Genomic DNA, 26,014 nt, shown 5'->3' with positions numbered 1-26,014 from the left:
GGTGAGGTGAACAGCTCGGCCGCCGGACGGGTCGGGAAGGGAATGCTCAGGCGTGGGTCAGTTCGCGCTCCGGTGCGGCCGCGGCGTCGGACTCCCCGGCGGGGGCGTCCAGGACCGGGTCCGGGCCCGGCAGGCCCGCGTAGTGGGCCTTGACCCCGGACCGTACGGCCCAGAAGTAGAAGCCCAGGGCCGAGACGCCCACGAGGGCGATGTCCACGCCGCCGGGGATGACGCCGTGGCCGCCGAATTCCTTGCTGCCGAGCGCGGACAGGGTGCCCAGCCACAGCAGGAAGGCGATCATCCACCAGGCGGGGGCGAACTGCTTGGCCAGGTTCTTCTCGCCCTTGCGCTTGAGCACGATCGCCGCGATGGGTGCGGCGACCAGGGTGAGCAGCACCACCTTGCCGGTGTCCGGCCACTTGGACCAGTACAGGGCGCAGGCGGCGAAGGCGAAGGTGATCGGGCAGAGGACGCTCGCCGCCGGGAGGCGGAAGGGGCGCGGCAGCTCGGGCTTGGTCGTGCGGAAGACGCCGACGGCGATCGGGCCGATCAGGTACGAGACCACCATCGCGGCGGAGACCACGCTGGCCAGGGCCTCCCAGCTGTGGCCGACGGTGACCAGCAGCAGGACCGAGAAGCCGAGGTTCAGCCACATCGCGGGACGCGCGGTGCCGTACTTCGGGTGGACCTCGCGGATCTTCTTCGGGAAGAAGCCGGTGTCCGCGAGGTTCTGCGCCATGTACGAGGCCGAGGCGACGTTGCCGATGTTGGCGCCGGACGGGGAGATGAAGGCACCGAACTGGAGCATCGTGACGACCCAGTGCAGCATCAGCATCTTGGCGAGGTCGGCGAACGGCGAGGAGAAGTTGATGCCGCTCCAGCCGCCGGCTTCGGCCAGCCTCGTAGGCGGGACACCGCCGATGAAGGCGATCTGCAGGGCCAGGTAGATGACCAGGCCGAGGGAGAGCGCGCCCACCAGGGCCAGCGGAATGGCCCGGCCGGGGTTCTTGGCGGCGCCGCCGAGGTTGACGACGGCCTGGAAGCCGTTGAAGGCGAAGACCACGCCGGAGGTGGTGACCGCGGTCATGACCGCGGACCAGCCGTTGGGGGCGAAGCCGCCGTGGTCGGTGAAGTTGCCGGTGTGGAAGCCGGAGGCGATCAGGGCGATCACGGCGAGCACCGGGATGGCGAACTTGACCAGGGTGAGGAGGTTGTTCGCCTTGGCGAGCAGCGCGACCGACCAGTAGCAGGCCAGCCACAGCGCGACCGTCAGGAACAGCGCCATCGCCATGCCGGAGGTGGTCAGGCCGCCGTTCTCGACCAGGCCCTTGGCCCAGCCGAAGTTCCAGGAGGACATGTACTGCGTACCGGCGATGGACTCGATCGGGATCAGCGCGGCGATGGCGATCCAGACCGCCCAGCCGGTGATGAAGCCGAGCACCGGCCCGTGCGAGATGGTGCCGAAGCGGGCCATCGAGCCGGGCAGCGGGTAGGCGGCGCCCACCTCCGCGTAGGACATGGCGATCATGCCGATGAAGACGGCGCCGATGACCCAGGCGATGATCGCCGCGGGTCCCGCGACTGCTGCCGCCTGACCGGCGCCGAAGAGCCACCCCGATCCGAAGATCGAGCCGAGGCCGATCATGATCAGGGCGAAGAGACTGAGTCCCTTCTTGTTCGCTGCGCTCATGTCCATGGGGTGTGCTGTCCGTCCTGCCAGGGGGTGCGGTCTTTCCTTTATCCGGAGCCTATTTGCCATCTATTGGAATATTCGGTGGCACTAGGTCGCCTCCACCTGGGGCTTTGGTCATGAAGAAGGCCCGGCCCTGTGCAAAACAAGGCCGGGCCCTCTCAGGCCGGCGCCTAGAGCGTCGGGTACAGCGGGAACTTCGCGGCGAGCGCCGAGACGCGCGCCTTCAGGTCATCGGCGTCGTAGGCGGGCTTCAGCGCCTGCGCGATGATCTCGGCGACCTCGGTGAAGGCCTCCGCGTCGAAACCGCGGGTGGCCAGCGCCGGCGTACCGATCCGCAGACCCGAGGTGACCATCGGAGGCCGCGGGTCGTTCGGGATGGCGTTGCGGTTGACCGTGATGCCGACCTCGTGGAGGCGGTCCTCGGCCTGCTGACCGTCCAGCTCGGAGTTGCGCAGGTCGACCAGGACCAGGTGCACGTCGGTGCCGCCGGTGAGGACGTCCACGCCCACGGCCTTGACGTCGTCCTGGACCAGGCGGGCGGCGAGGATCTTCGCGCCCTCCAGGGTGCGCTCCTGGCGCTCCTTGAACTCGGGCGAGGCCGCCACGAGGAAGGAGACCGCCTTGGCCGCGATCACGTGCTCCAGCGGGCCGCCCTGCTGACCCGGGAAGACCGCGGAGTTGATCTTCTTGGCCAGCTCCTGCGTCGACAGGATGACACCGCCGCGCGGACCGCCGAGGGTCTTGTGCGTGGTGGTGGTGACGACGTGGGCGTGGGGCACCGGGTTCGGGTGCAGGCCCGCGGCGACCAGGCCGGCGAAGTGCGCCATGTCGACCATCAGGTACGCGCCGACCTCGTCCGCGATGCGGCGGAAGGCGGCGAAGTCCAGCTGGCGCGGGTAGGCGGACCAGCCCGCGACGATCAGCTGCGGCTTGGACTCCTTGGCGAGGCGCTCGACCTCGGCCATGTCGACCTCGCCGGTCTCGTCGACGTGGTACGGGACCACGTTGTAGAGCTTGCCGGAGAAGTTGATCTTCATGCCGTGGGTCAGGTGACCGCCGTGGGCCAGGTTCAGGCCCATGATCGTGTCGCCCGGCTTGATCAGCGCGAACATCGCGGCCGCGTTGGCCTGCGCGCCCGAGTGGGGCTGCACGTTCGCGGCCTCGGCGCCGAAGAGCGCCTTGATGCGGTCGATCGCGATCTGCTCGACCACGTCGACGTGCTCACAGCCGCCGTAGTAGCGGCGGCCGGGGTAGCCCTCGGCGTACTTGTTGGTCAGGACCGAGCCCTGGGCCTCCATGACGGCGACCGGAGCGAAGTTCTCCGACGCGATCATTTCCAGGGTGGACTGCTGGCGCACGAGTTCGGCGTCGACGGCGGCGGCGACGTCCGGGTCGAGCTCGTGGAGGGGAGTGTTCAGTACAGACATCAGGGTTCCCTGGGTCAGTTGCCGGCGGTGAGCTTGGCGTACTCGTCGACGGAGAGCAGGTCGGCCGGCTCCTCCGTGACGCGCACCTTGAAGAGCCAGCCGCCCTCGAACGGAGCCGAGTTCACCAGCGCCGGGTCGTCGATGACGTCCTGGTTGGACTCGACGATCTCGCCGGTGACGGGGGAGTACAGGTCGCTGACCGACTTGGTCGACTCCAGCTCGCCGCAGGTCTCGCCCGCGGTCACGGTGTCACCGACCTCGGGAAGCTGGGCGTAGACGACGTCACCGAGCGCGTTGGCCGCGAACTCCGTGATGCCGACCGTCGAGACGCCGTCGACGGCGTCCGACAGCCACTCGTGCTCCTTGCTGAAACGCAGCTGCTGGGGGTTGCTCATGACCTGATTCTCCTGGATGCGGGGGAGTGGATACGAACGTGGTCGTGCGGGGGTCCTACGGGGTCCCGCGGTGCGGCGCGGAGCGCCGACGGGCGGTGCGGTGCGGTACGGGGCTACTTCTGCCGCTTGTAGAACGGCAGGGCCACGACCTCGTACGCCTCATGCGTACCGCGAATGTCCACGCCGACGCCGGAGGTGCCGGGCGCGGCGTGCGCCGCGTCGACGTAGGCCATCGCGATCGGCTTGCCCAGCGTCGGGGACGGGGCGCCCGAAGTGACCTCGCCGACGACCTGGCCGTCGAAGGTCACGGAGAAGCCGGCGCGCGGAACGCGGCGGCCCTCGGCGATCAGGCCGACCAGCTTGCGCGGCGGGTTGGAGGCGGCGCGCTCGGCAGCGGCCTCCAGGGCAGCGCGGCCGACGAAGTCGCCCTCCTTCTCGAACTTCACGACCCGGCCCAGACCCGCGTCGAACGGGGTCAGGGAGGTGGTCAGCTCGTGCCCGTACAGCGGCATGCCCGCTTCCAGGCGCAGGGTGTCGCGGCAGGACAGGCCGGCCGGGACCAGGCCGACGCCCTCGCCCGCCTTGGTCAGCGCCTGCCACAGCTCCACGGCGTGCTCGGGCGAGACGAACAGCTCGAAGCCGTCCTCGCCGGTGTAGCCGGTGCGCGCGATCAGCGCGGGCACCCCGGCGACCGTGCCGGGCAGGCCGGCGTAGTACTTCAGCCCGTCCAGGTCGGCGTCGGTGAGGGAGGCGAGGATGCCGGGGGACTCCGGGCCCTGCACCGCGAGCAGCGCGTACGCGTCGCGGTCGTCGCGGACCTCGGCGTCGAAGCCGGCGGCGCGCTCGGTGATCGCGTCCAGGACGACCTGGGCGTTGGAGGCGTTCGCGACGACCATGAACTCGGTCTCGCCCAGGCGGTAGACGATCAGGTCGTCGAGGATCCCGCCGTCCTCCTGACAGATGTGCGTGTAGCGGGCGCGGCCGACGCCGACGGTGGAGATGTTGCCGACCAGCGCGTAGTCCAGGACCTTGACGGCCTCGGGGCCGGTCAGGGTGATCTCGCCCATGTGGGAGAGGTCGAAGAGGCCGGCCTTGGTGCGGACGGCGGTGTGCTCGTCGCGCTCGCTCCCGTACCGCAGGGGCATGTCCCAGCCCGCGAAATCGGTCATGGTCGCACCGAGGGAACGGTGCAGCGCATCGAGGGCGGTCAGGCGGGGGGCAGTGCTCATGGGTGTGGCTCCCGGGTCCCAGGGCATGACATGACGAGGAGGAGTTCCTCCCCATCTGTCATCGGAACCTGAGAGGTTCGCCGAGAGTTCCCCGCTTCCAGGGGAAGGCCTTCGACTTGCACCTTGGGTGGAACCGTCGCCGGAGCCCTCAGGGGCGGTGGCGCGGCTCGCTTTTCAGATCTGCCTCATCCACGCGGTACGGGGCCTGAGAGATTCAAGGGAGGTACTTGCTCCTTCGGCGCCCGGGCACCGCCTTGCGGCGTGCCGGGACTCTCCCGCGCGGATTCAAGCGGCCGGTATGCAGTTAGGTGTCCAGATGGCGCACATCATTGCACGGCGTGCGGCCGAATGGGGGAGGGGGGCCGCAAGCCGGGCGGAACCGGAGCGGAACCGGAGCGGACCGGGAGCGGAACCGGACACCCCGGATTACCGTCTCTTTACACTCAGGGGGAACGGGTCCAGGTGACCCGGCGGGGGAGGCGAGCACTGTGCGGAGATTCGGAGTACTGGCGGCGACGAACACCGGCACCGTCGAGGGCGCGGTCGGCGGCGTGCCGTCGCAGCGCGGCCTCGTACGGGACCCGGCGGCGGCCGGCGCGCCGGCGGAGCCCGGAGCGGTACGGGACCTGCGCGGGGCCGAGGGCCCGCGGCGGCTCCGCTTCGCCGAAGGGGACGTCGTGGTGGTCTCCGGACTGCCCGGCGGCGGCAAGAGCACCCTGATCAAGCGGGCCGCCGAGGGCGGCGGCATCGACTCCCAGGACGCCCGCGAGCGGTGGGAGCGCCGGATGCCGGCCGCCCTGCCCTACGCGGTGTACCGGCCGGCGGTCCGGATCGCGCACTACTGGGGCCTGTGGCGGGTGCTCCGCTCCGGGGCCCCGGCCGTGGTCCACGACTGCGGCACGCAGAGCTGGGTCCGGGCACTGCTGGCCTCGGCGGCCCGGCGGCGCGGCCGCGCGCTGCACCTGGTGCTGCTGGACACCACCCCCGAGGAGGCCCGGGCCGGGCAGGCGGCGCGGGGCCGGGGGGTGTCGGCGTACGCCTTCGCCCGGCACCGCGGCGCGGTGGCCCGGCTGCTGCGCGAGGCCGAGGCGGGCCGCCCGCCGGCCGGCTGCGCGTCGGTGACCCTGCTGGACCGCCCGGCGGCGTCGCGGCTGACCTCGATCGCCTTCCGCTAGCGGCGGCGGCCCCCGGTGCGGGCGGCCCCTGGTGCGGGCGGCCCCTGGTGCGGGCGGCCCCCGGTCGGGGTGTCGCGGGCGCCCGTTAATCTCGGGAATCCCGGGAACCTCTGCTCGAGAAACCCGGGCCGAGACCAAGGCGAGCGAGCGGAGACGTACATGTGGCCGGGTAACGAGCTGGAGCAGGTGCTCGGGGCGGCGCTCGGGCAGCCGGACGCCGGGGGGCGGATCCTGGAGGTCCTCGGGCGCAGCGACCTGTGGATCCCGCTGCCCGGCGGGGTGAACAGCCTGAGCCTGCCCACCATGGACATCGACGGCGCCGCGTACGTGCCCGTCTACAGCTCCGAGGAGCAGTTCCGCGCCTGCGTCGGGCCCGGCATGGACTTCGCCGTCGCCCCCGCACCGGAGTTCGCCCGCGGCCTGCCCCCGCAGCTCGGCATCGCGGTCAACCCCGAAGGTTCCGTCGGCGTGCCCCTGCCCCCGCCGGCCGTCGCCGAGCTCTGCCGCGCCGGCCGCGACCCGCTCGACGGCCCGGCCACCGGTGGCCGGGTCCGGCTCTACGAGCCCGACTGGCAGGAGGACCCGGTCGAGTTCCTGGCCGCCGCCGCGGAGGAGTTCCGGGCGACCGGAGTCGTCGCCTCCGCGCACCGCTGCCTCGCCAGCGTCGAGGGCGCCGCGCCGGAGCTCTACGTCGGCGTCCACCTGTTGGGATGGGAGCCCGGGATGCGAAACGCCCCGATGGACGCGCTGGGCCGGGCCCTGACCCGCGTACCACCGCCCTGGCCGGTGCAGTTGATCCTGCTCGACGCCGCGGAAGACCCGGTCGTCGACTACATCACCACGCGCGTGCGCCCCTTCTACCTGCCGTAGTGACGCTTAAGCTGGTGGCCGACACGCGTGGACGACGGGCGGACGAACAGACGAAGAGGGGTACCGGGTGAGTGCGTCAGGCACGGCCGCGGTCGGGCAGGTCGAGCACATGCTGCGCCAGGTGACTCCCGGGCGCTACGAGAGCTACGAGTCTCTCCTGCACGCCCTGGCCGAGGGACGGCTGTGGATGCTCCTCTGGCAGGGGCGGCCCGGCTCCCCCGAAGCCCAGTACGGCGGCATGGAGGTCGAGGGCCTCGGGTACGCGCCCTGCGTGACCTCCCCGCAGGAGCTGGCCGCCAGCGGCTGGAACCGCGGGTACGAGGTGGTCACCGGCCGGGACATCGCCCGCGCCCTCTACCCCGACCGCTGGGGGCTGTGGCTCAATCCGCACGCCCAGGGCGGCGGCGTCGGCCTTCCCTGGGCCGACCTGCGCCGGATCGCCACCGGGCTGGACCGGATGCCGGCCGGCCCGCTGCGGCTGTCCGAGCCCGCCATCGAGCTGCCGCAGTTCTACGGGCTGCTCACGCAGCACGCGCACCGCACGCCCGCCGTCCGGTCGCTGCGCCGCGCCTGGGTGCAGCCCGCGCTGGGGTCCCCGTACCTCGCCGTCGGGCTCGACCTGTACGACGCCTCCGCGCACGCCCTGGAATCGGTGCGGGAGATGATGCGCCAGTCGGTCGGAGCGGTCCCCGAGGGGGTGCCCGTGTGCACGGTCGCGCTCGCGGACGAACACGATCCCGTGGCGATGTGGCTCCGGGCGCAGACCAGGCCCTTCTACGACCGCGAGGGACAGGCGCCCGCCTACTGAGACATCGGCATTCAGCCACCCGAGGCCGCACGGAACAGTCGTTCCGTGCGGCCTTTGCGTTGTCCTGATTTCGACGCTGATGTACGCCCAATAGGCGCACTAGTACGCCGAGTTGGGCGCCATGTCCGATTCCGTACCGAACAGGATGTCTTGCTCCGCTCAGGCGGCAGCGAAGTCCGGATAACGGGAACTCGACCCTCAGATCACGGTTGCGCATCCATTCACCTGCGGGTCTGGCGGCTGATCGAGCGCCCGATGAAGACTCCCCACCCAAGAGCGGGTCAGTCCTCCAGGTGTTGCCTGAGTTCTCCCCGCCACAGGAAATTCGCGCATCCGTACCTCGCAACCTCGCACTCCGAGCGCCACTCCGCACCAACGCCGCCACAGCGGCGGGCATGGGCCGGCCCACCCGTCGGCCGAGAGGGGTCCCCACCACGATGACGGCACCACTGCACGACATGAGCGCGGAGACACCCGCACCCGTGTCCGTAGCCGACGTCCCCGCCAAGGCCATCGAAGGCCGTTCGCCCGGCCGCATCGCCTGGATGCGGCTCAAGCGCGACAAGGTCGCGCTGGCCGGCGGTTTCGTCGTGCTCCTGCTGATCCTCGTCGCACTCTTCGCGCCGCTGATCGTCGGCGTGTTCGGCCACCCTCCGGAGGAACTGCACGAAGACCTGCTGGACCCGCTGCTGGGCCTGCCGGCCGGCGACTACGGCGGCATGAGCGGGGACTTCCTGCTCGGCATCGAGCCGGTCAACGGCCGCGACGTGTTCAGCCGCATCGTCTACGGCGCCCGCATCTCGCTGCTGGTCGCCTTCCTGTCCGCCTTCGTGGCGGTCTCGATGGGCACCTTCTTCGGCATCGTCGCCGGCTACTTCGGCGGCTGGGTCGACGCGGCCATCAGCCGGGTCATGGACCTGCTGCTCGCCTTCCCGCAGCTGCTCTTCATCATCGCGCTGATCTCGGTCGTCCCCGGCAAGCTCTGGGGCTTCGAGGGCTCGGGCCTGCGGATCGCCGTACTGGTCCTGGTGATCGGCTTCTTCGGCTGGCCCTACATCGGCCGCATCGTCCGCGGACAGACCCTGTCGCTGCGCGAACGCGAGTACGTCGAAGCCGCGCGGAGCCTGGGCGCGGGCCGGATGTACATCCTCTTCCGCGAGCTGCTCCCGAACCTGGTCGCACCGATCACCGTCTACGCGACGCTGATGATCCCGACCAACGTGCTGACCGAGGCGGCGCTCAGCTTCCTGGGCGTCGGCGTCAAGCCGCCCACGCCGTCCTGGGGCGAGACCCTCTCGACGGCCGTGCGGACCTACGAGGACGATCCGCTCTTCATGATCTTCCCCGGTACGGCGATCTTCATCACCGTGCTGGCCTTCAACCTCTTCGGCGACGGCGTCCGCGACGCCCTCGACCCGAAGGGCTCACGTTAGCCGTCCCCGCAGGTCATCCCGCAGGGCACCCGCAGGTCAGAACCGCAGGGCACACCGGAACCCGGCTTCGAACCGGAATCACAACGGAGGGTTGCGAGCATCGTGACTACCCATCGCATGTCCAAGCGCCGGCTTGCCGCCGGCACGGCCGTCGTGATCGCGACGATGCTGGCCGCGACCGCCTGTGGCGGCGACGACGGCAAGAAGAACGAGGACAAGCCGGCCGCGGCGGGCGGCTTCAACGCCGCCATCGGCAAGGTCGCGAACACCTCGACCAAGGCCGGCGGCGAGCTGAAGTTCGTCGGTACGCAGGAAGCCGACTCGTGGGACCCGCAGCGCGGTTACTACGGCTTCATGTGGGACTTCTCCCGCTACTACACCCGCCAGCTGATCAGCTTCAAGGCGGAGCCGGGCTCCAAGAGCACCGAGCTGGTCCCCGACCTGGCCACCGCGAACGCGGAGATCAGCGACGGCGGCAAGACCTACAAGTACACCCTCAAGGACAACGTGACCTGGGAGGATGGCACCCCCATCACCGCCCAGGACATCAAGTACGGCATCGAGCGCACCTGGGCCCAGGACGTCATCTCCGGCGGCCCGGTCTACCTGATGCAGGTCCTCGACCCGAAGACCGAGTACAAGGGTCCGTACAAGGACACCAGCCCGGACAAGCTCGGCCTCAAGCAGATCGAGACCCCGGACGCGAAGACCATCATCTTCAAGCTCCCCGCGCCCAACGGCGACTTCGAGCAGATGCTGGCCATGCCGGCCGCCAGCCCGGTCAAGCAGGACAAGGACACCGCGGCCAAGTACGGCCTCAAGCCCTTCTCCAGCGGCCCGTACAAGATCGACTCGTACGAGCCCAACAAGAGCATGAAGCTCTCGCGCAACGCGAACTGGAAGGCCGAGTCGGACACGATCCGCAAGGCGCTCCCGGACTCCATCTCGGTCACGTTCATGGCGAACGCGGACGACATGGACAAGCGCCTGATGAACGGCGAGTTCGACCTGGACATCAACGCGACCGGCATCGGCCAGGCGGCCCGCGCCACCGCGCTGAAGGACCACAAGGACAACCTGGACAACGGCCAGACCGGCTTCATCCGGTACGCCGTCATGCCGCAGACCGTCGCGCCGTTCGACAACATCGAGTGCCGCAAGGCCGTCATCTACGCGGCCGACCACAAGTCCCTGCAGACCGCCCGCGGCGGCCCGCAGGCCGGTGGCGACATCGCCCCCAACATGCTCCCGCTGGGCATCAAGGGCGCCGACGGCAAGTACGACCCGTACGGTGTCCTGACGAACGACGGCAAGCCGGACGTCGACAAGGCCAAGGCCGCCCTGAAGGCCTGTGGCAAGGAGACCGGCTTCAAGACGACCATCGCGGTCCGCAACAACAAGCCGGTCGAGGTCGCCACGGCCGTCTCCCTGCAGAACGCCCTGAAGCAGGTCGGCATCGAGGCCGACGTCGACCAGTTCGACGGCGCCCAGACCTCCGGCATCATCGGTTCGCCGAAGGTGGTCAAGGAGAAGGGCTACGGCATCATCATCATGGGCTGGGGCGCCGACTTCCCGACCGGTCAGGGCTTCTCCCAGCCGCTGGTCGACGGCCGCTTCATCCTGCAGAGCGGTAACAACAACTTCTCCGAGCTCAACGACCCGGCGATCAACAAGCTGTTCGACGACGCCATCGCGGAGACGGACCCGGCCAAGGCCGGCGACATCTACAAGCAGATGAACCAGAAGGTCTCCGAGGCCGCGGTCTACCTGCCCTTCGTCTACGACAAGACGATCTCGTGGCGCAGCAGCCGTCTGACCAACGTCTACACCTCCGACGCGTACAACGGCCGGTACGACTACGCCTCGCTCGGCGTCCAGTAGACAAACCGTCCGATTCAGTTCCAGTGCCACACCCGCTAGGCACGAAGGGCAGGTGATGGCCGCGGCGGCGGCTCGGGGGCGCTCTCCAGAAGAGGGCGTTCCCGGGCCGCGGTCAGGCCGAGCGCAGTGCTTGCATATCTCATCCGGCGGATCTTCGCCGTCATCGTCATGCTGTTGGTCATCACGCTGGTGACCTTCGGAATCTTCTTCCTCTTCCCGAAGATGATCGGGACGGACCCGGCCCTCTACTTCGTCGGCAAGCAGTCCGACCCCGCCGCCATCGAGGGCATCCGGCAGAAGATGGGTCTCGCCGACCCGATCCTCGTCCAGTTCGGCAAGTTCGTCGTCGGGCTGGTGGCGGGTCGTACGTACGCCAACGGCAACGACGTCACGCACTGCGCCGCGCCCTGCTTCGGATACTCCTTCAAGAGCGAGCAGGAGGTGTGGCCGCTGCTGACCGACTGGCTGCCCGTCACCCTCTCGCTCGCCGCCGGTGCCGTCGTGCTCTGGGTGATCGGCGGTGTCGCCGCAGGCGTCATCTCCGCCCTCAAGCGCGGTACGGTCCTGGACCGTTCGGCGATGGGTCTCGCCCTCGCCGGCGTCTCCCTCCCGATCTACTTCACGGGCATGCTCGCCATCGCCCTCTTCTCCGACCAGCTCGGCTGGTTCGGGCGTCCGGAGAAGACCTTCGCGGAGGATCCGGGGACCTGGTTCAACGGCATGGTCCTGCCGTGGATCTCGCTCGCCTTCCTCTACGCGGCGATGTACGCGCGGCTCACCCGCGCGACCATGCTCGAAGTGCTCAACGAGGACTACATCCGCACCGCGCGCGCCAAGGGGCTGACGGAACCCGTCGTCATCGGCAAGCACGCGATGCGCTCGACCATGACGCCGATCCTGACCGTCCTGGGCCTCGACCTGGGCGCGCTGATGGGCGGCGCGGTCCTCACCGAGTACACCTTCTCGCTGCACGGCCTCGGCTACAGCGCCGTCCGCGCCATCAGCGAGCACGACCTGCCGGTCATTCTCGGCATCACCTTGATCTCCGCCTTCTTCGTGGTCGCGGCCAACCTCGTCGTCGACCTCTTGTACGCGGTGATCGACCCCCGAGTGAGGCTGTCATGACCGATTCGACGACGCCCGCCGTGACGGGCGCACTGAACGAGCCCGTCGCCGCCGGCGCACCCGGCACCGCGTTCCTCGACGTACGCGACCTCAAGGTGCACTTCCCCACGGAAGACGGCCTGGTCAAGTCCGTGGACGGGCTCTCCTTCACGCTGGAGAAGGGCAAGACCCTCGGTATCGTCGGCGAGTCCGGCTCCGGCAAGTCGGTGACCTCGCTGGGCATCATGGGCCTGCACCGGGTGGGCCAGTACGGCCGCCAGCGGGCCAGGATCTCCGGCGAGATCTGGCTCGACGGCAAGGAACTGCTCTCCAGCCCCGAGGAAGAGGTCCGCAAGCTGCGCGGCCGGGAGATCGCGATGATCTTCCAGGACCCGCTGTCGGCGATGCACCCCTACTTCACCGTGGGCAAGCAGATCGCCGAGGCCTACCGGGTCCACAACAAGGCCGACAAGAAGACCGCCCGCAAGCGGGCCGTCGAGCTCCTGGACCGCGTGGGCATCCCCGAGCCGCACAAGCGGGTCGACAGCTACCCGCACGAGTTCTCCGGCGGCATGCGCCAGCGCGCGATGATCGCGATGGCCCTGGTCAACAACCCCGAACTGCTCATCGCGGACGAGCCCACCACCGCCCTCGACGTCACCGTCCAGGCGCAGATCCTCGACCTGATCCGGGACCTGCAGAAGGAGTTCGGCTCCGCGGTCATCATGATCACGCACGACCTCGGCGTCGTCGCCGAGATGGCCGACGACCTCCTCGTGATGTACGGCGGCCGGTGCGTGGAGCGGGGCAGCGCGGAGAAGGTGTTCTACGAACCCCGGCACCCGTACACCTGGGGCCTGCTCGGCTCGATGCCGCGCATCGACCGGGAGGCGACCGAGCGCCTCATCCCGGTCAAGGGCTCGCCGCCCAGCCTCATCAACATCCCGAGCGGCTGCGCCTTCAACCCCCGGTGCCCGTACGCCGACCTGCCCAAGGGCGAGGTCACGCGGACCGTACGGCCCGAGCTGTCCCTGGTCGACGCCGCCGCGGAGGGCGCCGGCCGGCACTGGGCCGCCTGTCACCTCTCCCCGGAGCAGCGGGACCGGATCTGGACCGAAGAGATTGCGCCGAAGCTGTGACCGACATGACTGTGCCCGATGAAGGCGCGAGCGAGAAGGCGGCGACGGTCGTCGTCCCGGCCCAGGCGGTGGACTCCCCGGAGCCGCTGCTCAGGGTGACCGGACTGGTCAAGCACTTCCCCATCTCCAAGGGGCTGCTGCGCCGCCAGGCCGGGGCCGTGAAGGCCGTCGACGGCATCGACTTCGAGGTCTACCCCGGTGAGACCCTCGGCATCGTCGGCGAGTCCGGCTGCGGCAAGTCGACCATGGGCCGGCTGATCACCCGGCTGCTCGAACCGACCGGCGGAAAGGTCGAGTTCGAGGGCAAGGACATCACGCACCTGGGCGTGTCCGGCATGCGCCCGATGCGCCGCGACGTGCAGATGATCTTCCAGGACCCCTATGGATCGCTGAACCCGCGCCACACGGTGGGCACCATCGTCAGCGCCCCGTTCAAGCTCCAGGGAGTCCAGCCCGAGGGCGGCCTCAAGGCGGAGGTCCAGCGGCTGCTGTCCCTGGTGGGCCTCAACCCGGAGCACTACAACCGCTACCCGCACGAGTTCTCCGGCGGTCAGCGCCAGCGCATCGGCATCGCCCGCGCCCTGGCCCTGAAGCCGAAGCTCGTCGTGGCCGACGAGCCGGTCTCGGCCCTGGACGTCTCCATCCAGGCCCAGGTGGTCAACCTGCTGGACGACCTCCAGGAAGAGCTCGGCCTCACGTACGTGATCATCGCCCACGACCTGTCGGTCATCCGGCACGTGTCGGACCGGATCGCGGTCATGTACCTGGGCAAGATCGTCGAGCTCGCCGACAACAAGTCCCTGTACACGGCGCCCATGCACCCGTACACCACGGCCCTGATGTCGGCCGTCCCGGTGCCGGACCCGCGCCGGCGCGGAGTCAAGAGCGGCCGCATCCTGCTCAAGGGGGACGTGCCCTCCCCGATCTCCCCGCCGAGCGGCTGCCGGTTCCACACCCGGTGCTGGAAGGCCACCCAGGTCTGCACCACGCAGGAGCCCCCGCTGATCGCGCTGAAGACCGGCCACCAGGTGGCCTGTCACCACCCGGAGAACGCCCCCGACCAGGCCCCGGGCGACCCGGCCCTGCCGGGCGCGGCGGACGCGGTGGCCGGCCCGACGGTCTGAGGCCACGCCGGGCGCCGGCGGGGCGCGTCAGCCCCGCCGGCAACCGCTCGGGCAGGATCCGGCCCCGTCGGCCTTGGGGGCGCGGAGGTCTGCGGCCGTGGCCGCGCCACACGCGTTCGAGCACGCCGCGGGCGACCGGCAGAATGTTCCCGTGATCCACGATCTCTTCCCGCCCGGAGTCCAGCACACCCTGGACCTCATGGGCATCTTCGTCTTCGCCACGGCCGGCGCCCTGCTCGCCGTACGCAAGAACTTCGACGTCTTCGGCATCGTCGTCCTCGCGCTCGTCACCGCCCTCGGCGGCGGCCTGTTCCGCGACATCGTCATCGGCGCCACACCGGCCGCCGCCTTCAGCGATCTCGGGTTCTTCGTCACCCCGCTGGTCGCCGCCGCGTTCGTCTTCTTCCTGCACCCCGAGGTCCAGCGCATCAACCGCGCGATCAACGTCTTCGACGCGGCCGGCCTCGGGCTCTTCTGCGTGACGGGCACGACCAAGGCCTACGAGTACGGCCTCGGGCTCACCGCCTCCGCCGCGCTCGGCCTGGCGACCGCCGTCGGCGGGGGCGTCCTGCGCGACGTCCTCGTGAACGAGGTGCCCTCGCTGCTGCGCGACCGCGAGATGTACGCCGTGCCGGCCGTCATCGGCGCCTCGATGGTGGCGCTGTTCATCAGCTTCGACAACCTCAACGCCCTCACGACGGGCCTGGCGATCGTCACCACCTTCGTGCTGCGGCTGCTGGCCATCCGCTACCACTGGCGGGCGCCGCTCGCGTGGAACCGCCGCTCGTCGGTGGCGGAGGAGCCGTAGCGGTCGCCACACCCGGAAAAGCTACCGCTTAGTAGGGTCCGGGTGTACGGTCGTTCCATGTCACACGCAGCTGCCAAGGCCTCCATCGGCGACAGCGAGTTCGACCGCGACACCACCATCACCGCCCGTGCGGGCGAGCCCGGTGTGTACGACGCGGACCTCTCCGCCGGGTGGACGATCATCACCGCCGTCAACGGCGGATACCTGCTGGCCCTCGTCGGCCGCGCCCTGTCGGCGGCCCTGCCGCACCCGGACCCCTTCACGGTCTCCGCGCACTACCTGACCTCGTCGGTCCCCGGCCCCGCCGTGATCCGCACCGAGGTCGTACGGGTCGGCCGCACGCTCTCCAGCGGGCAGGCCTCCCTCTTCCAGTTCGACGAGAGCGGCGCCGAGATCGAGCGGATCCGCGTCCTCGCCTCCTACGGGGACCTCGCCGCGCTCCCGGACTCCGTCCACACCACGGCCCTCCCGCCCGCGATCCCCGCCTACGAGGACTGCCTCGGCCCCGAGGCCGGCCCGGCTCCGATCCCCGGCAGCTCCGCCATCGTGGACCGGCTCCGGCTCCGCCTGGACCCGGCGACGGCCGGCTGGGCCGTCGGACAGCCCTCGGGCAAGGGCGAGATGCGGTCCTGGTTCGAGCTCGCGGACGGCCGCGACGCGGACCCCTTCTCCCTCCTCCTGGCGGTGGACGCGCTCCCGCCGACCTCCTTCGACCTCGGCCTGGTCGGCTGGACCCCGACGGTGGAACTCACCACCCACATCCGCCACCGTCCGGCGCCCGGTCCCCTCCGGGTGTCGATCACCACGCGGAACCTGGCGGGCGGCTTCCTGGAGGAGGACGCGGAGGTCTGGGACTCGGCGGACCGGCTGGTGGCCCAGTCCCGCCAGCTGGCCCGGGCGCCGCGCACCTGATGTAGCCCCCACGCCGAAGGACGGCCCGCGCCGAGGTTCGCGAACCTCGGCGCGGGCCGTCCTCATGCGTCCGGGCGCCGGACGGCGGCGGCGGACTCGTACGCGTGAACCGCCGCCTGTTGGCGTTCGGTTCCCGATCCGTCGGCGGGGTCGGAAAGGGCGGGCGCGGAGCGCGGCGGGCGGACGCGGCAGGCGTGCGGAGGGGGCCGGGGCGACCCGGGTGCGGGGGAACAAGGCCGTGGCCGGTGCCGCACGGTGGACCGGCGGCGCGGGGGCCCGGCGGGGGCTCGTAGAATCGGGGGATCATGGCCTACCTCGACCACGCCGCCACCACCCCGATGCTGCCTGAGGCCGCTGCGGCGATGACCGCGCAGTTCGCCGTCACGGGCAACGCTTCCTCCCTGCACGCCGCCGGCCGCCGCGCCCGCCGCACCGTCGAGGAGGCCCGCGAGGCCCTCGCCGACGCACTCGGGGCCCGTCCGAGCGAGGTGGTCTTCACCGCCGGCGGCACGGAGGCCGACAACCTCGCCGTCAAGGGGCTCTACTGGGCCCGCCGCGACGCCGATCCCGCCCGGACCCGCGTCCTCGCCAGCCCCGTGGAGCACCACGCCGTCCTCGACGCCGTGCACTGGCTCGCCGAGCACGAAGGGGCGCGGGTCGAGTACCTGCCCGTGGACCGCTACGGACGCGTGCACCCCGAGGCCTTCCGCGAGGCGGTCGAGCGAAACCCCGACGACATCGCGCTGGCCACCGTCATGTGGGCCAACAACGAGATCGGCACCGTCATGCCGGTCGCCGAACTCGCCGCCGTCGCACGCGAGTACGGCATCCCGCTGCACTCCGACGCCGTCCAGGCCTTCGGGCAGCTCGACGTCCGCTTCGGCGACAGCGCCCTCGCCGCGATGACCGTGAGCGGCCACAAGGTCGGCGGACCGTACGGGATCGGCGCGCTGCTGCTCGGCCGCGACCAGAGCCCAGTACCCGTCCTGCACGGCGGGGGACAGGAGCGGCACGTGCGCTCCGGCACCCTCGACGTCCCGGCCGTCGCCGCCTTCGCGGTGGCCGCCGTCCTCGCCGCCGAGCGGCGCGAGCGGTTCGCCACCGAGATCGGCGCCCTGCGCGACCGGCTCGTCGCCGCCGTGCTCCACGAGGTCCCCGACGCCGTCCTGGGCGGCGACCCGGCCGGCCGGCTCCCCGCCAACGCCCACTTCAGCTTCCCGGGCTGCGAGGGGGACTCCCTGCTGCTCCTGCTCGACGCCCAGGGCATCGAGTGCTCCACCGGCTCCGCCTGCACGGCCGGGGTGGCGCAGCCCAGCCACGTGCTGCTGGCCACCGGGACCGACCCGCGGCTGGCCCGGGGGACCCTGCGCTTCTCCCTCGGCCACACCTCCACCCAGGCCGATGTGGACGCGGTCGCCGCCGCCATCGGCCCGGCCGTCGCCCGGGCCCGTACGGCGGGCCTCAGCTAGGGCGGGCCTCAGCTAGGGCGGGCCTCAGCTAGGGCGGGCCTCAGCTAGGGCGGGCCTCAGCTAGGGCGGGCCTCGGCTTGGGCGGGCTTCGGCCTGGGCGGTCTAGGCAGCCCGGGCGCCCGAGGTGCCGGCCTCGTTGACCATGCGGAGGTAGCGGTCCCAGTCCCAGTGGCGGCCGGGGTCCGTGTGGTCGGCCCCCGGCACCTCGGAGTGGCCGAGGAAGTGCTTGCGGTCGGCGGGTATGCCGTACCGCCTGCACACGTCGGCGGCGAGCCGCGCCGAGGCCCCGTACATCGCGTCCGTGAAGTCCTTCGGCCGGTCGACGAAGCCGACGTGCTCGATGCCGACGCTGCGCTCGTTCATGGAGCGGTTGCCCGAGTGGAAGGCGACGTCGAGCTCGCGCACCATCTGCTCGATGTGGCCGTCCTGGCCGACTATGTAGTGCGCCGACGCCCGGTGGAAGGGATTCTTGAAGGCGTCGACCGAGGACTTGAAGCCGCCCTGGGTGACATGCACCACGATCCGGTCCACCCGGTAGTCCGCGGGCCGGTCCGCCAGCCGCCAGTTCGCCGGAGAGGCCGCCGTCCAGGAGGCCCCCGCGTGGTCCAGCTCGCCGTCCTGCCGCGGCTTGGACACCCCCGGCACCAGCCACCAGGCCCGTCCGATCTCATCGCGCCCGGCGACCGCCGCGGCCGCCACCACCCCGAGCCCGCCGAACAGCACCGCCCTGCGGGTCCTCCCGGGCCGTGCCGTGCCGCCCGTACCGCCCTTGTCGCTCCTGCTCCCCATGTGATCCACCCCCTGCCACCGAGAACGCGCTGTGACCCCGCGCGGTTCCCCCGTACCCTGGACGGTGCTATGACTGAGAACCTGCCGAGCGTCCCCCGCCCCCTCCGCGTCCTCGCCGCCATGTCCGGCGGAGTGGACTCCGCCGTCGCCGCCGCCCGCGCGGTCGAAGCCGGGCACGACGTGACCGGCGTCCACCTCGCCCTCTCCGCGAACCCGCAGTCCTTCCGGACCGGGGCCCGCGGCTGCTGCACGATCGAGGACTCCCGCGACGCCCGCCGCGCCGCCGACGTCATCGGCATCCCCTTCTACGTCTGGGACCTCGCCGAGCGCTTCCGCGAGGACGTCGTCGAGGACTTCATCTCCGAGTACGAGGCCGGGCGCACCCCGAACCCCTGCCTGCGCTGCAACGAGAAGATCAAGTTCGCGGCGCTGCTCGACAAGGCCCTCGCCCTCGGCTTCGACGCCGTCTGCACCGGCCACTACGCCACCGTCGTCCTGAACGAGGACGGCACGCGCGAGCTGCACCGCGCCTCCGACATGGCCAAGGACCAGTCGTACGTCCTCGGCGTGCTCGACGAGAAGCAGCTCGCCCACGCGCTGTTCCCGCTCGGCGACACCCTCACCACCAAGGAAGAGATCCGCGCCGAGGCCGAGGAGCGGGGTCTGGCCGTCGCGAAGAAGCCCGACAGCCACGACATCTGCTTCATCGCCGACGGCGACACCCAGGGCTTCCTGGCCGGCCGTCTCGGCAAGGCCGAGGGCGACATCGTCGACGAGGCCACCGGCGAGAAGGTCGGCACCCACGAGGGCGCCTTCGGGTTCACCATCGGCCAGCGCAAGGGCCTGCGGATCGGCCACCCGGCCCCCGACGGCAAGCCGCGCTACGTCCTCGACATCTCCCCGGTGAACAACACCGTCACCGTCGGCCCCGTCGAGGCCCTGGACGTCACCGCCCTCACCGCGATCCGCCCCCGCTGGTGCGGATCCACCGCCGCCGCCCCGGGCACCTACACCGCGCAGCTGCGCGCCCACGGCGGCGAGACCGAGGTCTTCGCGGAGCTGGTGGAGAACGAACTGCGCGTCCGCTTCGACGAGCCGGTCCGCGGCGTGGCCCCCGGCCAGGCGATCGTCCTCTACGACGGCACCCGCGTGGTCGGCTCCGCCACGATCGCCACCACCACCCGGGCCACGGCGTCCGCGTCCGTCTAGTCGGGCGGGCCGGCCGGCCAGGGCAGGCCGGTCGGCCCGGCCGGCCCGGTCAGATCACCGTCAGGACGATCTTGCCGGTGGTCCGGCCGAGCTCGCCGATCTCGTGGGCCTTCGCGGCCTCGGCCAGGGGGAGCACCGTGTCGACGACCGGCCGCAGCTTCCCCTCCTCCACCAGGGCCGCGATGGCCCTCATCCCTTCGTAGTCCGGCTCGACCAGCGTCCAGCCGGTGTGGAAGCCCTCGGCGTCCGCCGGCACCGTGTCGGGGCTGCTCAGGGTGATCAGGTGCCCGCCGGGGCGCAGCACCTTCAGGGAGCGCACTCCGTAGTCCCCGCCGACGCCGTCGATCACCACGTCGACGTCCTTGACCACGTCCTCGAAGGCGGTGGTCCGGTAGTCGATCATCTCGTCGGCCCCGAGGGAGCGTACGAGGTCGTGCTTGGCGGCGCTCGCGGTGCCGATCACGTAGGCGCCGAGAGCCTTGGCGACCTGCACGGCGAGGTGCCCGACTCCGCCGGCCGCCGCGTGCACTAGCACCCGCTGCCCGGGCCGGAGCTCCGCGGTGCCGGTCAGCGACTGCCAGGCGGTGAGCGCGGCCAGCGGGAGCGCGGCCGCCTGGACGTGGTCGATCGCGGCGGGCTTGCGGACGAAGTGCCGGGCCGGGGCCGTGACGTACTCGGCGTAGGCGCCCGCCTGGTGCGGGAAGCGCGGCATGCCGAACACCTCGTCGCCCGGCTGGAACAGGGTCACCCCGTAGCCGACCGCCTCCACGGTGCCGGAGACGTCCCAGCCGACGGCCGGGACGGGCGCCCAGGAGATCAGCATGCCGGTGGCGCGGGTCTTCCAGTCCACGGGGTTCACGCCGGCCGCGTGGACGCGTACCAGCACCTCCCCGAAGCCCGGCTCCGGACGGTCCAGCTCGGTCTCGGTCAGTACCTCGGGTCCGCCCCACTGGCTGACGACGATGGCGCGCATGAATGTCTCCCTGGTCGTTCTGCTTGCTTCTGGTCGTTCTCGGTCTGCTGTGACCTGCCGGTTTCCCCGGCGATGGCTCCAGCTTGGCCTTGCCCGGGCCCGCGTGGTGGTGGCCGAATGGCCACCCTGTGACAGAATCTGGCCATGCACCGTGTAGCCGTACTCGCCCTCGAAGGCGTCGCCCCGTTCGAGCTCGGCATGCCCTCGCGGGTCTTCGGAAACGCCCGCGGCCCGGGCGGGAGCTTCCTGTACGAGGTCACCGTCTGCACCGTGGACGGCCTGCCCGTGGCCACCGACGCGGGTTTCACCATCGGCGTCAGCGCCGGGCCCGAGGCCCTCGCGGCGGCCGACACCGTGATCATCCCGCCCACCCACTCGCTGCCCGGGCTCCTGCGCGGCGAACCGCTGCCGCGGGCCCTCGCCGACGCCCTCGCCCGGATCCGTCCGGGCACCCGCGTCGTGTCGATCTGCACCGGTTCCGAGGTGCTCGCCGCCGCGGGGCTGCTCGACGGGCGGCCCGCCACCACGCACTGGATCCACGCCCCGGAGTTCCGGCGGGCCTTCCCGCGCGTCGATCTCGACGAGGACGTCCTCTTCGTCGACGACGGCGACATCCTCACCTCGGCCGGGGTCGCCGCCGGCATCGACCTGCTGCTCTACCTCGTCCGCGCCGACCACGGCAGCGCCGTCGCCAACCTCGCCGCGCGGCTGTGCGTGGTCCCGCCGTGGCGCGACGGCGGGCAGGCCCAGTACATCGTGCGGCCCGTCCCCGAACCCACCGTGGCCACCACCACGGCCACCCGGGCCTGGGCCCTGGAACGCCTCACCGAACCGATCACCCTGGCCGAGCTGGCCGCCCACGCCCGGATGAGCCTGCGCACCTTCACCCGGCGCTTCCGCGACGAGGTGGGCATGACCCCGGTGCAGTGGCTGACCGGCCAACGCCTGGAACTCGCACGTCATTTGCTCGAGACCAGCGACCTCCCCGTAGACCTGGTCGCCCACCGCTCCGGCTTCGGCTCGGCGAACTCGCTGCGCCAGCACATGCGATCCGCACTCGGCATCTCGCCGATCGCCTACCGGCGCACCTTCCAGCCCAACTCGGCCGTGCTCGCCCACCATTGAGGCCCCGGCAGGTCGGCGGTGCGCCCCGCCGATGACCCGGGAGGTAATCGCCTTCGGGGCCACCGGCGGGCAGGATTGGATCAACAAGCCGATCCCGCACGGAAGAAGAGGCCCGAGATGACCGCCTACGCCATCGGCCACATACGCCCCGAGACCATGAACGATGACATCCTCCGCTACATCGAGGAGATCCAGGGCACCATGGACCCCTTCGGGGGCCGCTTCCTCGTGCACGGCCGCCAGGTGGAGGTCATGGAGGGCGCCTGGCCCGGCACGATCGTCATGATCGCCTTCCCCGACCTGGAGGGGGCCCGCGCCTGGTACGCCTCCGCCCCCTACCAGGCCCTGATCCCGCTGCGCGCCGATCACATCGCGGGCGACATCATCCTCGTCGACGGCGTCCCCGCGGACTACGACGCCTCGAAGACCGCCGCGGCCCTGCGCGAGGCGGCGGGGCTGTAGCCGGTCCACCCCCGCCGGGGGTGGACAGTGAGGTGGGGCGGGGCCGGGGTGCGAGCATGGCGGCATGCCTACTCATCTCATCACCGGCGCCGGCTCCGGGATCGGTGCCGCCGTCGCGGCGCGGCTGCACGCCCGCGGCGACGACCTCGTCCTCCTCGCCCGCGACGCCGCCCGCGCCCGGCAGCTCACCGACCGGTACCCCGGATCGAGCGCGCTCGTCGGGGACCTCGCCGACCCCGACCGGCTGTCGTGGGCCTTCTCCAAGCAGGCCGTCCCGGAGCGGATCGACTCGCTCCTGCACATCGCCGGCATCGTGGACCTCGGCCCGGTGGGGGAGCTGCGCCCCAAGACCTGGCACCAGCAGCTCAACGTCAACCTCATCGCCCCCGCCGAGGTCACCCGGCTCCTGCTGCCCACCCTGCGGGCCTCCCACGCCACCATCGTCTTCGTGAACTCCGGCGCCGGACTCGCCGCCCACGCCGACTGGAGCGCGTACGCCGCCTCCAAGCACGGGCTGAAGGCCCTCGCGGACTCGCTCCGGGCGGAGGAGAAGGAGAACGGCATCCGCGTCACCTCCGTCTACCCCGGCCGCACCGCCACCCCTATGCAGATGAAGGTCCGCTCGCAGGAGGGCGAGTCCTACGACGCCGCCGACTGGATCGACGCCGAGTCCGTCGCGACCACCATCGTGATGGCCGTCGACCTGCCCCGCGACGCCGTGGTCAGCGACCTCACCGTCAGGCCCGGCCGATGAGCGCGAGCCGCACCGGTGGGGCCACCGGGATCGGCTCGCTCCCCGGCGGCGACGCCCGCGAGGCCGCCAAGACCGTCACCGGCTCCTTCGAGGAGTTCCCGTACCTCGCCGAGCTGCCCGCCCGGGGCCCCGGCGCGGACATGATCGGCCGGTCTCTCGGGCTGCTCGTGGACATGTACGCGCACGTCGAGCCCAGCGGCTGGCGGATCAGCGACCGCCCCGGCCGCGACAGCAAGCGGGCCCGCTCCTGGCTCGGCGAGGACCTGGACGCCCTGGAGGAGTTCACCCAGGGGTACGAGGGCCGGCTCAAGGTCCAGGCCGTCGGGCCGTGGACGCTCGCCTCCTCCCTGGAACTGCACGGCGGCGAGTCCGTCCTCCAGGACCCGGGCGCCTGCCGGGACCTGGCCGGGTCCCTCGCGGAGGGCGTGCGCGAGCACCTGGCCGACGTACGCAAGCGGATCCCCGGCGCCGAGATCGTCCTCCAGTACGACGAGCCCTCGCTCACCGCCGTTCTGCTCGGGCGGGTGCGCTCCGCCAGTGGCTACCGCACGTACCGCGCCGTCGACCGGCAGGTCGTCGAGGGGACGCTGCGCGAGCTGTTCGCCGTCCACGACGGGGACGTCATCGTGCACTCCTGCGCCCCCGAGGTGCCCTTCGGACTGCTGCGGCGCGCCGGGGTCTCGGGCGTGTCGTTCGATTTCTCCTTGCTCACCGAGCGCGAGGATGACGCCATCGGGGAAGCCGTCGAAGCCGGTACGAAACTCTTCGCCGGAGTGGTGCCGGGGACCGACGGCCCGTTGTCGGACCCGGGCGGTAGCGTCATGGGTGTCAGGAAGCTCTGGCGCAGGCTGGGGCTGACCCCGGGGACTCTGGCGGAGTCCGTCGTGGTCACCCCTTCGTGCGGTCTGGCAGGCGCTTCGCCCGCCTACGCGCGGGCTGTTCAGGCGCACTGCGTCAGGGCGGCGAGGTCGCTCGCCGACAACCCTGAGTGATGGATCGAGACGGGTCACGGGAGGACACGGCATGGCAGCCGAACAGAAGCAGGGCAGCGAATCGACCGTACCGGCGGAACTGCGCGAGCAGCACGCGCTGATCGCCGAGCAGGTCGAGGAGCACCGCTTCCGGTACTACGTGAACGACCAGCCGGTCGTCAGTGACGCCGAGTTCGACAAGCTGCTGCGCTCGCTGGAAGCGCTGGAGGAGCAGTACCCGGAGCTGCGCACGCCCGACTCGCCCACCCAGAAGGTGGCCGGGGCGTACGAGACGGACTTCGCCTCCGTGGAGCACCGCGAGCGGATGCTCTCCCTCGACAACGCCTTCGACGACGAGGAGCTGGCGGCCTGGGCCGAGCGCGTGGCCCGGGACGCGGGCACCTCCGACTACCACTACCTGTGCGAGCTCAAGGTGGACGGCCTGGCCGTCAACCTCACCTACGAGAACGGCCGCCTGACCCGCGCCGCCACCCGCGGCGACGGCCGCACGGGCGAGGACATCACGCCCAACGTCCGCACCATCGCCGACATCCCCGACCGGCTGAAGGGCGACCGGATCCCCGCCCTGGTCGAGATCCGCGGCGAGGTCTACTTCCCGATGGAGAAGTTCGAGGAGCTCAACGCCCGGCTCGTCGAGGCCGAGGGCAAGCCCTTCGCCAACCCGCGCAACGCGGCGGCCGGTTCGCTGCGCCAGAAGGACCCGAAGGTCACCGCGAGCCGCCCGCTGCACATGGTCGTGCACGGCATCGGCGCCCGCGAGGGCTTCGAGATCGAGAACCAGTCGCAGGCATACGAGCTGCTGCACGAGTGGGGTCTGCCCACCGCCCGGCACAACAAGGTGGTCTCCACCCTCGCCGGGGTCCGGGAGTTCATCGCCTACTTCGGCGAGAACCGCCACTCGGTGGAGCACGAGATCGACGGCGTCGTCGTCAAGCTCGACGAGATCGCCCTCCAGGGCCGCCTCGGATCCACCGCGCGCGCCCCGCGCTGGGCCATCGCCTGGAAGTACGCCCCCGAGGAGGTCAACACCAAGCTGATCGACATCAAGGTCGGCGTGGGCCGCACCGGGCGCGTGACCCCGTACGCGCAGGTGGAACCGGTGACGGTGGCGGGCTCCGAGGTGGAGTTCGCGACCCTGCACAACCAGGAGGTCGTCAAGGCCAAGGGCGTGCTCATCGGGGACACCGTCGTACTGCGCAAGGCCGGCGACGTCATCCCCGAGATCCTCGGGCCGGTGGTCGACCTGCGCGACGGCAGCGAGCGGGAGTTCGTCATGCCCGCCGAGTGCCCGGCGTGCCGGACGGAACTGCGGCCGATGAAGGAGGGGGACATCGACGTCCGTTGCCCCAACGCGCGCTCCTGCCCCGCCCAGTTGCGCGAGCGGGTCGCCTACCTGGCCGGCCGCCAGTCCCTGGACATCGAGAACTTCGGAATGGTCGCGGCGGCGGCCATGACCGGCCCGCTGGAGCCCGCCGTCCCGCCGCTGCTCGACGAGGGCGACCTCTTCGACCTGACCATCGAGCAGCTCCTGCCGATCAAGGCCTACGTCCTCGACCCGGACAGTGGCCTGCCCAAGCGGGATCCGAAGACCGGCGAGGAGAAGATCGTCACGGTCTTCGCCAACCAGAAGGGCGAGCCGAAGAAGAACGCCCTGTCGATGCTGGAGAACATCGCGGCGGCCAAGGACCGCCCGCTCGCCCGCATCATCAACGGCCTGTCGATCCGTCACGTCGGCCCGGTCGCCGCGGAGGCCCTCGCCCGCGAGTTCCGGTCGATCGACGCGATCCGGGCCGCCACCGTGGAGGAACTGACGGCGGCCGAGGGCGTCGGCGACATCATCGCCGCCTCCCTCAAGGAGTGGTTCGCCGAGCCATGGCACGAGGAGATCCTGCGCAAGTGGGCCGCGGCCGGCGTCCGGATGGAGGAGGAAGGCTCCGGCGAGGACGAGGGGCCGCGCCCGCTGGAAGGGCTGACCGTGGTCGTCACCGGAACTTTGCAGAGCCACACGCGGGACGGCGCCAAGGAGGCCCTGCAGAGCCGCGGCGCCAAGGTGACCGGGTCCGTCTCGAAGAAGACCTCCTTCGTCGTGGTCGGCGACAACCCCGGCTCGAAGTACGACAAGGCCGTGCAGTTGAAGCTCTCCATCCTCGACGACGCCGGATTCGCCGTCCTGCTGGAGGAGGGCCCCGACGCGGCGCGCGAGGCCGCGCTCCCGGTGGACGGCGACGCCGAAGCGGAGTAGC

23 protein-coding genes and 1 riboswitch are annotated in these 26,014 nt (G+C 71.2%); of the genes, 17 read left to right on the top strand and 6 right to left on the bottom strand.

Going from position 1 to position 26,014, the window contains the following annotated elements; translation table 11 throughout:
* Nucleotides 1–46: 46 nt before the first annotated feature.
* From OG730_RS13235 to gcvT, 4 genes are all read right to left on the bottom strand, one after another.
* Nucleotides 47–1,696 (bottom strand): APC family permease, encoded by a 1,650-nt coding sequence (locus OG730_RS13235; protein WP_327304424.1) that lies wholly within the window; start codon nt 1,694–1,696, stop codon nt 47–49.
* Between the two features lie 167 nt (nt 1,697–1,863).
* Nucleotides 1,864–3,120: a serine hydroxymethyltransferase gene (gene glyA / locus OG730_RS13230; protein WP_266881241.1), complete on the bottom strand. Its 1,257-nt coding sequence runs from the start codon at nt 3,118–3,120 to the stop codon at nt 1,864–1,866.
* A 14-nt stretch (nt 3,121–3,134) separates the two neighbouring features.
* Nucleotides 3,135–3,515 carry a glycine cleavage system protein GcvH gene (gcvH, locus tag OG730_RS13225; protein WP_254384336.1) on the bottom strand — a complete coding sequence of 127 codons (381 nt, stop codon included), beginning with the start codon at nt 3,513–3,515 and terminating at the stop codon, nt 3,135–3,137.
* 113 nt (nt 3,516–3,628) lie between these two features.
* Entirely contained in the window at nt 3,629–4,744 is a 1,116-nt protein-coding gene (gene gcvT / locus OG730_RS13220) for a glycine cleavage system aminomethyltransferase GcvT (RefSeq protein ID WP_327304423.1), read from the bottom strand.
* Nucleotides 4,745–4,928: 184 nt separating this feature from the next.
* Nucleotides 4,929–5,032, bottom strand: a riboswitch (glycine riboswitch).
* A 200-nt stretch (nt 5,033–5,232) separates the two neighbouring features.
* On the opposite strand from gcvT, the gene OG730_RS13215 reads away from it, so the two are divergent.
* From OG730_RS13215 to OG730_RS13165, 11 genes are all read left to right on the top strand, one after another.
* Complete coding sequence (locus OG730_RS13215) at nt 5,233–5,919, top strand: AAA family ATPase (protein WP_442814899.1); 687 nt, start codon at nt 5,233–5,235, stop codon at nt 5,917–5,919.
* A gap of 159 nt (nt 5,920–6,078) precedes the next feature.
* The gene (locus OG730_RS13210; protein ID WP_327304422.1) at nt 6,079–6,789 is read left to right on the top strand and encodes an enhanced serine sensitivity protein SseB; all 711 of its coding nucleotides are present in this window, start codon (nt 6,079–6,081) and stop codon (nt 6,787–6,789) included.
* Nucleotides 6,790–6,856: 67 nt separating this feature from the next.
* On the top strand, nt 6,857–7,597 hold the full coding sequence (locus tag OG730_RS13205; RefSeq protein ID WP_327304421.1) for an enhanced serine sensitivity protein SseB C-terminal domain-containing protein: 741 nt from the start codon (nt 6,857–6,859) through the stop codon (nt 7,595–7,597).
* 437 nt (nt 7,598–8,034) lie between these two features.
* Nucleotides 8,035–9,030: an ABC transporter permease gene (locus tag OG730_RS13200; RefSeq protein ID WP_327304420.1), complete on the top strand. Its 996-nt coding sequence runs from the start codon at nt 8,035–8,037 to the stop codon at nt 9,028–9,030.
* Nucleotides 9,031–9,132: 102 nt separating this feature from the next.
* Nucleotides 9,133–10,911: an ABC transporter substrate-binding protein gene (locus OG730_RS13195; protein WP_442814898.1), complete on the top strand. Its 1,779-nt coding sequence runs from the start codon at nt 9,133–9,135 to the stop codon at nt 10,909–10,911.
* A 126-nt stretch (nt 10,912–11,037) separates the two neighbouring features.
* Nucleotides 11,038–12,036 (top strand): ABC transporter permease, encoded by a 999-nt coding sequence (locus OG730_RS13190; RefSeq protein ID WP_327304419.1) that lies wholly within the window; start codon nt 11,038–11,040, stop codon nt 12,034–12,036.
* Nucleotides 12,033–13,154: an ABC transporter ATP-binding protein gene (locus OG730_RS13185; protein ID WP_327304418.1), complete on the top strand. Its 1,122-nt coding sequence runs from the start codon at nt 12,033–12,035 to the stop codon at nt 13,152–13,154. Before OG730_RS13190 ends, OG730_RS13185 begins: the two co-directional genes overlap by 4 nt.
* Nucleotides 13,155–13,159: 5 nt before the next feature.
* Entirely contained in the window at nt 13,160–14,278 is a 1,119-nt protein-coding gene (locus OG730_RS13180; protein WP_327304417.1) for an ABC transporter ATP-binding protein, read from the top strand.
* A 199-nt stretch (nt 14,279–14,477) separates the two neighbouring features.
* Nucleotides 14,478–15,086: a trimeric intracellular cation channel family protein gene (locus OG730_RS13175; RefSeq protein WP_442815191.1), complete on the top strand. Its 609-nt coding sequence runs from the start codon at nt 14,478–14,480 to the stop codon at nt 15,084–15,086.
* 57 nt (nt 15,087–15,143) lie between these two features.
* Nucleotides 15,144–15,998 carry a thioesterase family protein gene (locus tag OG730_RS13170; RefSeq protein ID WP_327304415.1) on the top strand — a complete coding sequence of 285 codons (855 nt, stop codon included), beginning with the start codon at nt 15,144–15,146 and terminating at the stop codon, nt 15,996–15,998.
* Nucleotides 15,999–16,303: 305 nt separating this feature from the next.
* Nucleotides 16,304–17,467, top strand: a complete 1,164-nt coding sequence (locus OG730_RS13165; protein WP_327304414.1) for a cysteine desulfurase family protein — start codon at nt 16,304–16,306, stop codon at nt 17,465–17,467.
* 102 nt (nt 17,468–17,569) lie between these two features.
* On the opposite strand, the gene OG730_RS13160 is transcribed toward OG730_RS13165, so the two are convergent.
* The gene (locus OG730_RS13160) at nt 17,570–18,256 is read right to left on the bottom strand and encodes an N-acetylmuramoyl-L-alanine amidase (protein WP_327304413.1); all 687 of its coding nucleotides are present in this window, start codon (nt 18,254–18,256) and stop codon (nt 17,570–17,572) included.
* Nucleotides 18,257–18,325: 69 nt separating this feature from the next.
* On the opposite strand from OG730_RS13160, the gene mnmA reads away from it, so the two are divergent.
* Nucleotides 18,326–19,465: a tRNA 2-thiouridine(34) synthase MnmA gene (gene mnmA, locus OG730_RS13155; protein WP_327304412.1), complete on the top strand. Its 1,140-nt coding sequence runs from the start codon at nt 18,326–18,328 to the stop codon at nt 19,463–19,465.
* A 49-nt stretch (nt 19,466–19,514) separates the two neighbouring features.
* Here mnmA and OG730_RS13150 read toward each other — a convergent pair whose 3' ends face one another.
* Entirely contained in the window at nt 19,515–20,438 is a 924-nt protein-coding gene (locus OG730_RS13150; RefSeq protein ID WP_327304411.1) for an NADP-dependent oxidoreductase, read from the bottom strand.
* Nucleotides 20,439–20,582: 144 nt separating this feature from the next.
* Between OG730_RS13150 and OG730_RS13145 the strand changes: the two genes are divergently transcribed.
* The 5 genes from OG730_RS13145 to ligA all read left to right on the top strand — a co-directional run bounded on the left by OG730_RS13145 (nt 20,583) and on the right by ligA (nt 26,013).
* Nucleotides 20,583–21,563: a GlxA family transcriptional regulator gene (locus tag OG730_RS13145; RefSeq protein ID WP_327304410.1), complete on the top strand. Its 981-nt coding sequence runs from the start codon at nt 20,583–20,585 to the stop codon at nt 21,561–21,563.
* 117 nt (nt 21,564–21,680) lie between these two features.
* Nucleotides 21,681–22,025: a DUF1330 domain-containing protein gene (locus OG730_RS13140; protein ID WP_327304409.1), complete on the top strand. Its 345-nt coding sequence runs from the start codon at nt 21,681–21,683 to the stop codon at nt 22,023–22,025.
* Nucleotides 22,026–22,089: 64 nt separating this feature from the next.
* Entirely contained in the window at nt 22,090–22,779 is a 690-nt protein-coding gene (locus OG730_RS13135; RefSeq protein ID WP_327304408.1) for an SDR family oxidoreductase, read from the top strand.
* Nucleotides 22,776–23,771 carry a methionine synthase gene (locus OG730_RS13130; protein ID WP_327304407.1) on the top strand — a complete coding sequence of 332 codons (996 nt, stop codon included), beginning with the start codon at nt 22,776–22,778 and terminating at the stop codon, nt 23,769–23,771. Before OG730_RS13135 ends, OG730_RS13130 begins: the two co-directional genes overlap by 4 nt.
* A gap of 31 nt (nt 23,772–23,802) precedes the next feature.
* A complete protein-coding gene (gene ligA / locus OG730_RS13125) occupies nt 23,803–26,013 on the top strand; it encodes an NAD-dependent DNA ligase LigA (RefSeq protein WP_327304406.1) in 2,211 nt (736 codons plus the stop codon).
* Nucleotide 26,014 lies beyond the last annotated feature (1 nt).

Source organism: Streptomyces sp. NBC_01298, assembly GCF_035978755.1.
Classification (GTDB): domain Bacteria; phylum Actinomycetota; class Actinomycetes; order Streptomycetales; family Streptomycetaceae; genus Streptomyces.
Note: the sequence above shows the minus strand (reverse complement) of the source record. Positions and strands in the feature narration are given on the sequence as shown.

What these genes read in the sequence shown, in the direction of transcription:
- OG730_RS13235 (WP_327304424.1), bottom strand. Translation starts at nt 1,696, where the DNA reads ATGGACATGAGCGCAGCGAACAAGAAGGGACTCAGTCTCTTCGCCCTG.
- glyA (WP_266881241.1), bottom strand. Translation starts at nt 3,120, where the DNA reads ATGTCTGTACTGAACACTCCCCTCCACGAGCTCGACCCGGACGTCGCC.
- gcvH (WP_254384336.1), bottom strand. Translation starts at nt 3,515, where the DNA reads ATGAGCAACCCCCAGCAGCTGCGTTTCAGCAAGGAGCACGAGTGGCTG.
- gcvT (WP_327304423.1), bottom strand. Translation starts at nt 4,744, where the DNA reads ATGAGCACTGCCCCCCGCCTGACCGCCCTCGATGCGCTGCACCGTTCC.
- OG730_RS13210 (WP_327304422.1), top strand. Translation starts at nt 6,079, where the DNA reads ATGTGGCCGGGTAACGAGCTGGAGCAGGTGCTCGGGGCGGCGCTCGGG.
- OG730_RS13200 (WP_327304420.1), top strand. Translation starts at nt 8,035, where the DNA reads ATGACGGCACCACTGCACGACATGAGCGCGGAGACACCCGCACCCGTG.
- OG730_RS13185 (WP_327304418.1), top strand. Translation starts at nt 12,033, where the DNA reads ATGACCGATTCGACGACGCCCGCCGTGACGGGCGCACTGAACGAGCCC.
- OG730_RS13180 (WP_327304417.1), top strand. Translation starts at nt 13,160, where the DNA reads ATGACTGTGCCCGATGAAGGCGCGAGCGAGAAGGCGGCGACGGTCGTC.
- OG730_RS13175 (WP_442815191.1), top strand. Translation starts at nt 14,478, where the DNA reads ATGGGCATCTTCGTCTTCGCCACGGCCGGCGCCCTGCTCGCCGTACGC.
- OG730_RS13170 (WP_327304415.1), top strand. Translation starts at nt 15,144, where the DNA reads ATGTCACACGCAGCTGCCAAGGCCTCCATCGGCGACAGCGAGTTCGAC.
- OG730_RS13165 (WP_327304414.1), top strand. Translation starts at nt 16,304, where the DNA reads ATGGCCTACCTCGACCACGCCGCCACCACCCCGATGCTGCCTGAGGCC.
- OG730_RS13160 (WP_327304413.1), bottom strand. Translation starts at nt 18,256, where the DNA reads ATGGGGAGCAGGAGCGACAAGGGCGGTACGGGCGGCACGGCACGGCCC.
- mnmA (WP_327304412.1), top strand. Translation starts at nt 18,326, where the DNA reads ATGACTGAGAACCTGCCGAGCGTCCCCCGCCCCCTCCGCGTCCTCGCC.
- OG730_RS13150 (WP_327304411.1), bottom strand. Translation starts at nt 20,438, where the DNA reads ATGCGCGCCATCGTCGTCAGCCAGTGGGGCGGACCCGAGGTACTGACC.
- OG730_RS13145 (WP_327304410.1), top strand. Translation starts at nt 20,583, where the DNA reads ATGCACCGTGTAGCCGTACTCGCCCTCGAAGGCGTCGCCCCGTTCGAG.
- OG730_RS13140 (WP_327304409.1), top strand. Translation starts at nt 21,681, where the DNA reads ATGACCGCCTACGCCATCGGCCACATACGCCCCGAGACCATGAACGAT.
- OG730_RS13135 (WP_327304408.1), top strand. Translation starts at nt 22,090, where the DNA reads ATGCCTACTCATCTCATCACCGGCGCCGGCTCCGGGATCGGTGCCGCC.
- OG730_RS13130 (WP_327304407.1), top strand. Translation starts at nt 22,776, where the DNA reads ATGAGCGCGAGCCGCACCGGTGGGGCCACCGGGATCGGCTCGCTCCCC.
- ligA (WP_327304406.1), top strand. Translation starts at nt 23,803, where the DNA reads ATGGCAGCCGAACAGAAGCAGGGCAGCGAATCGACCGTACCGGCGGAA.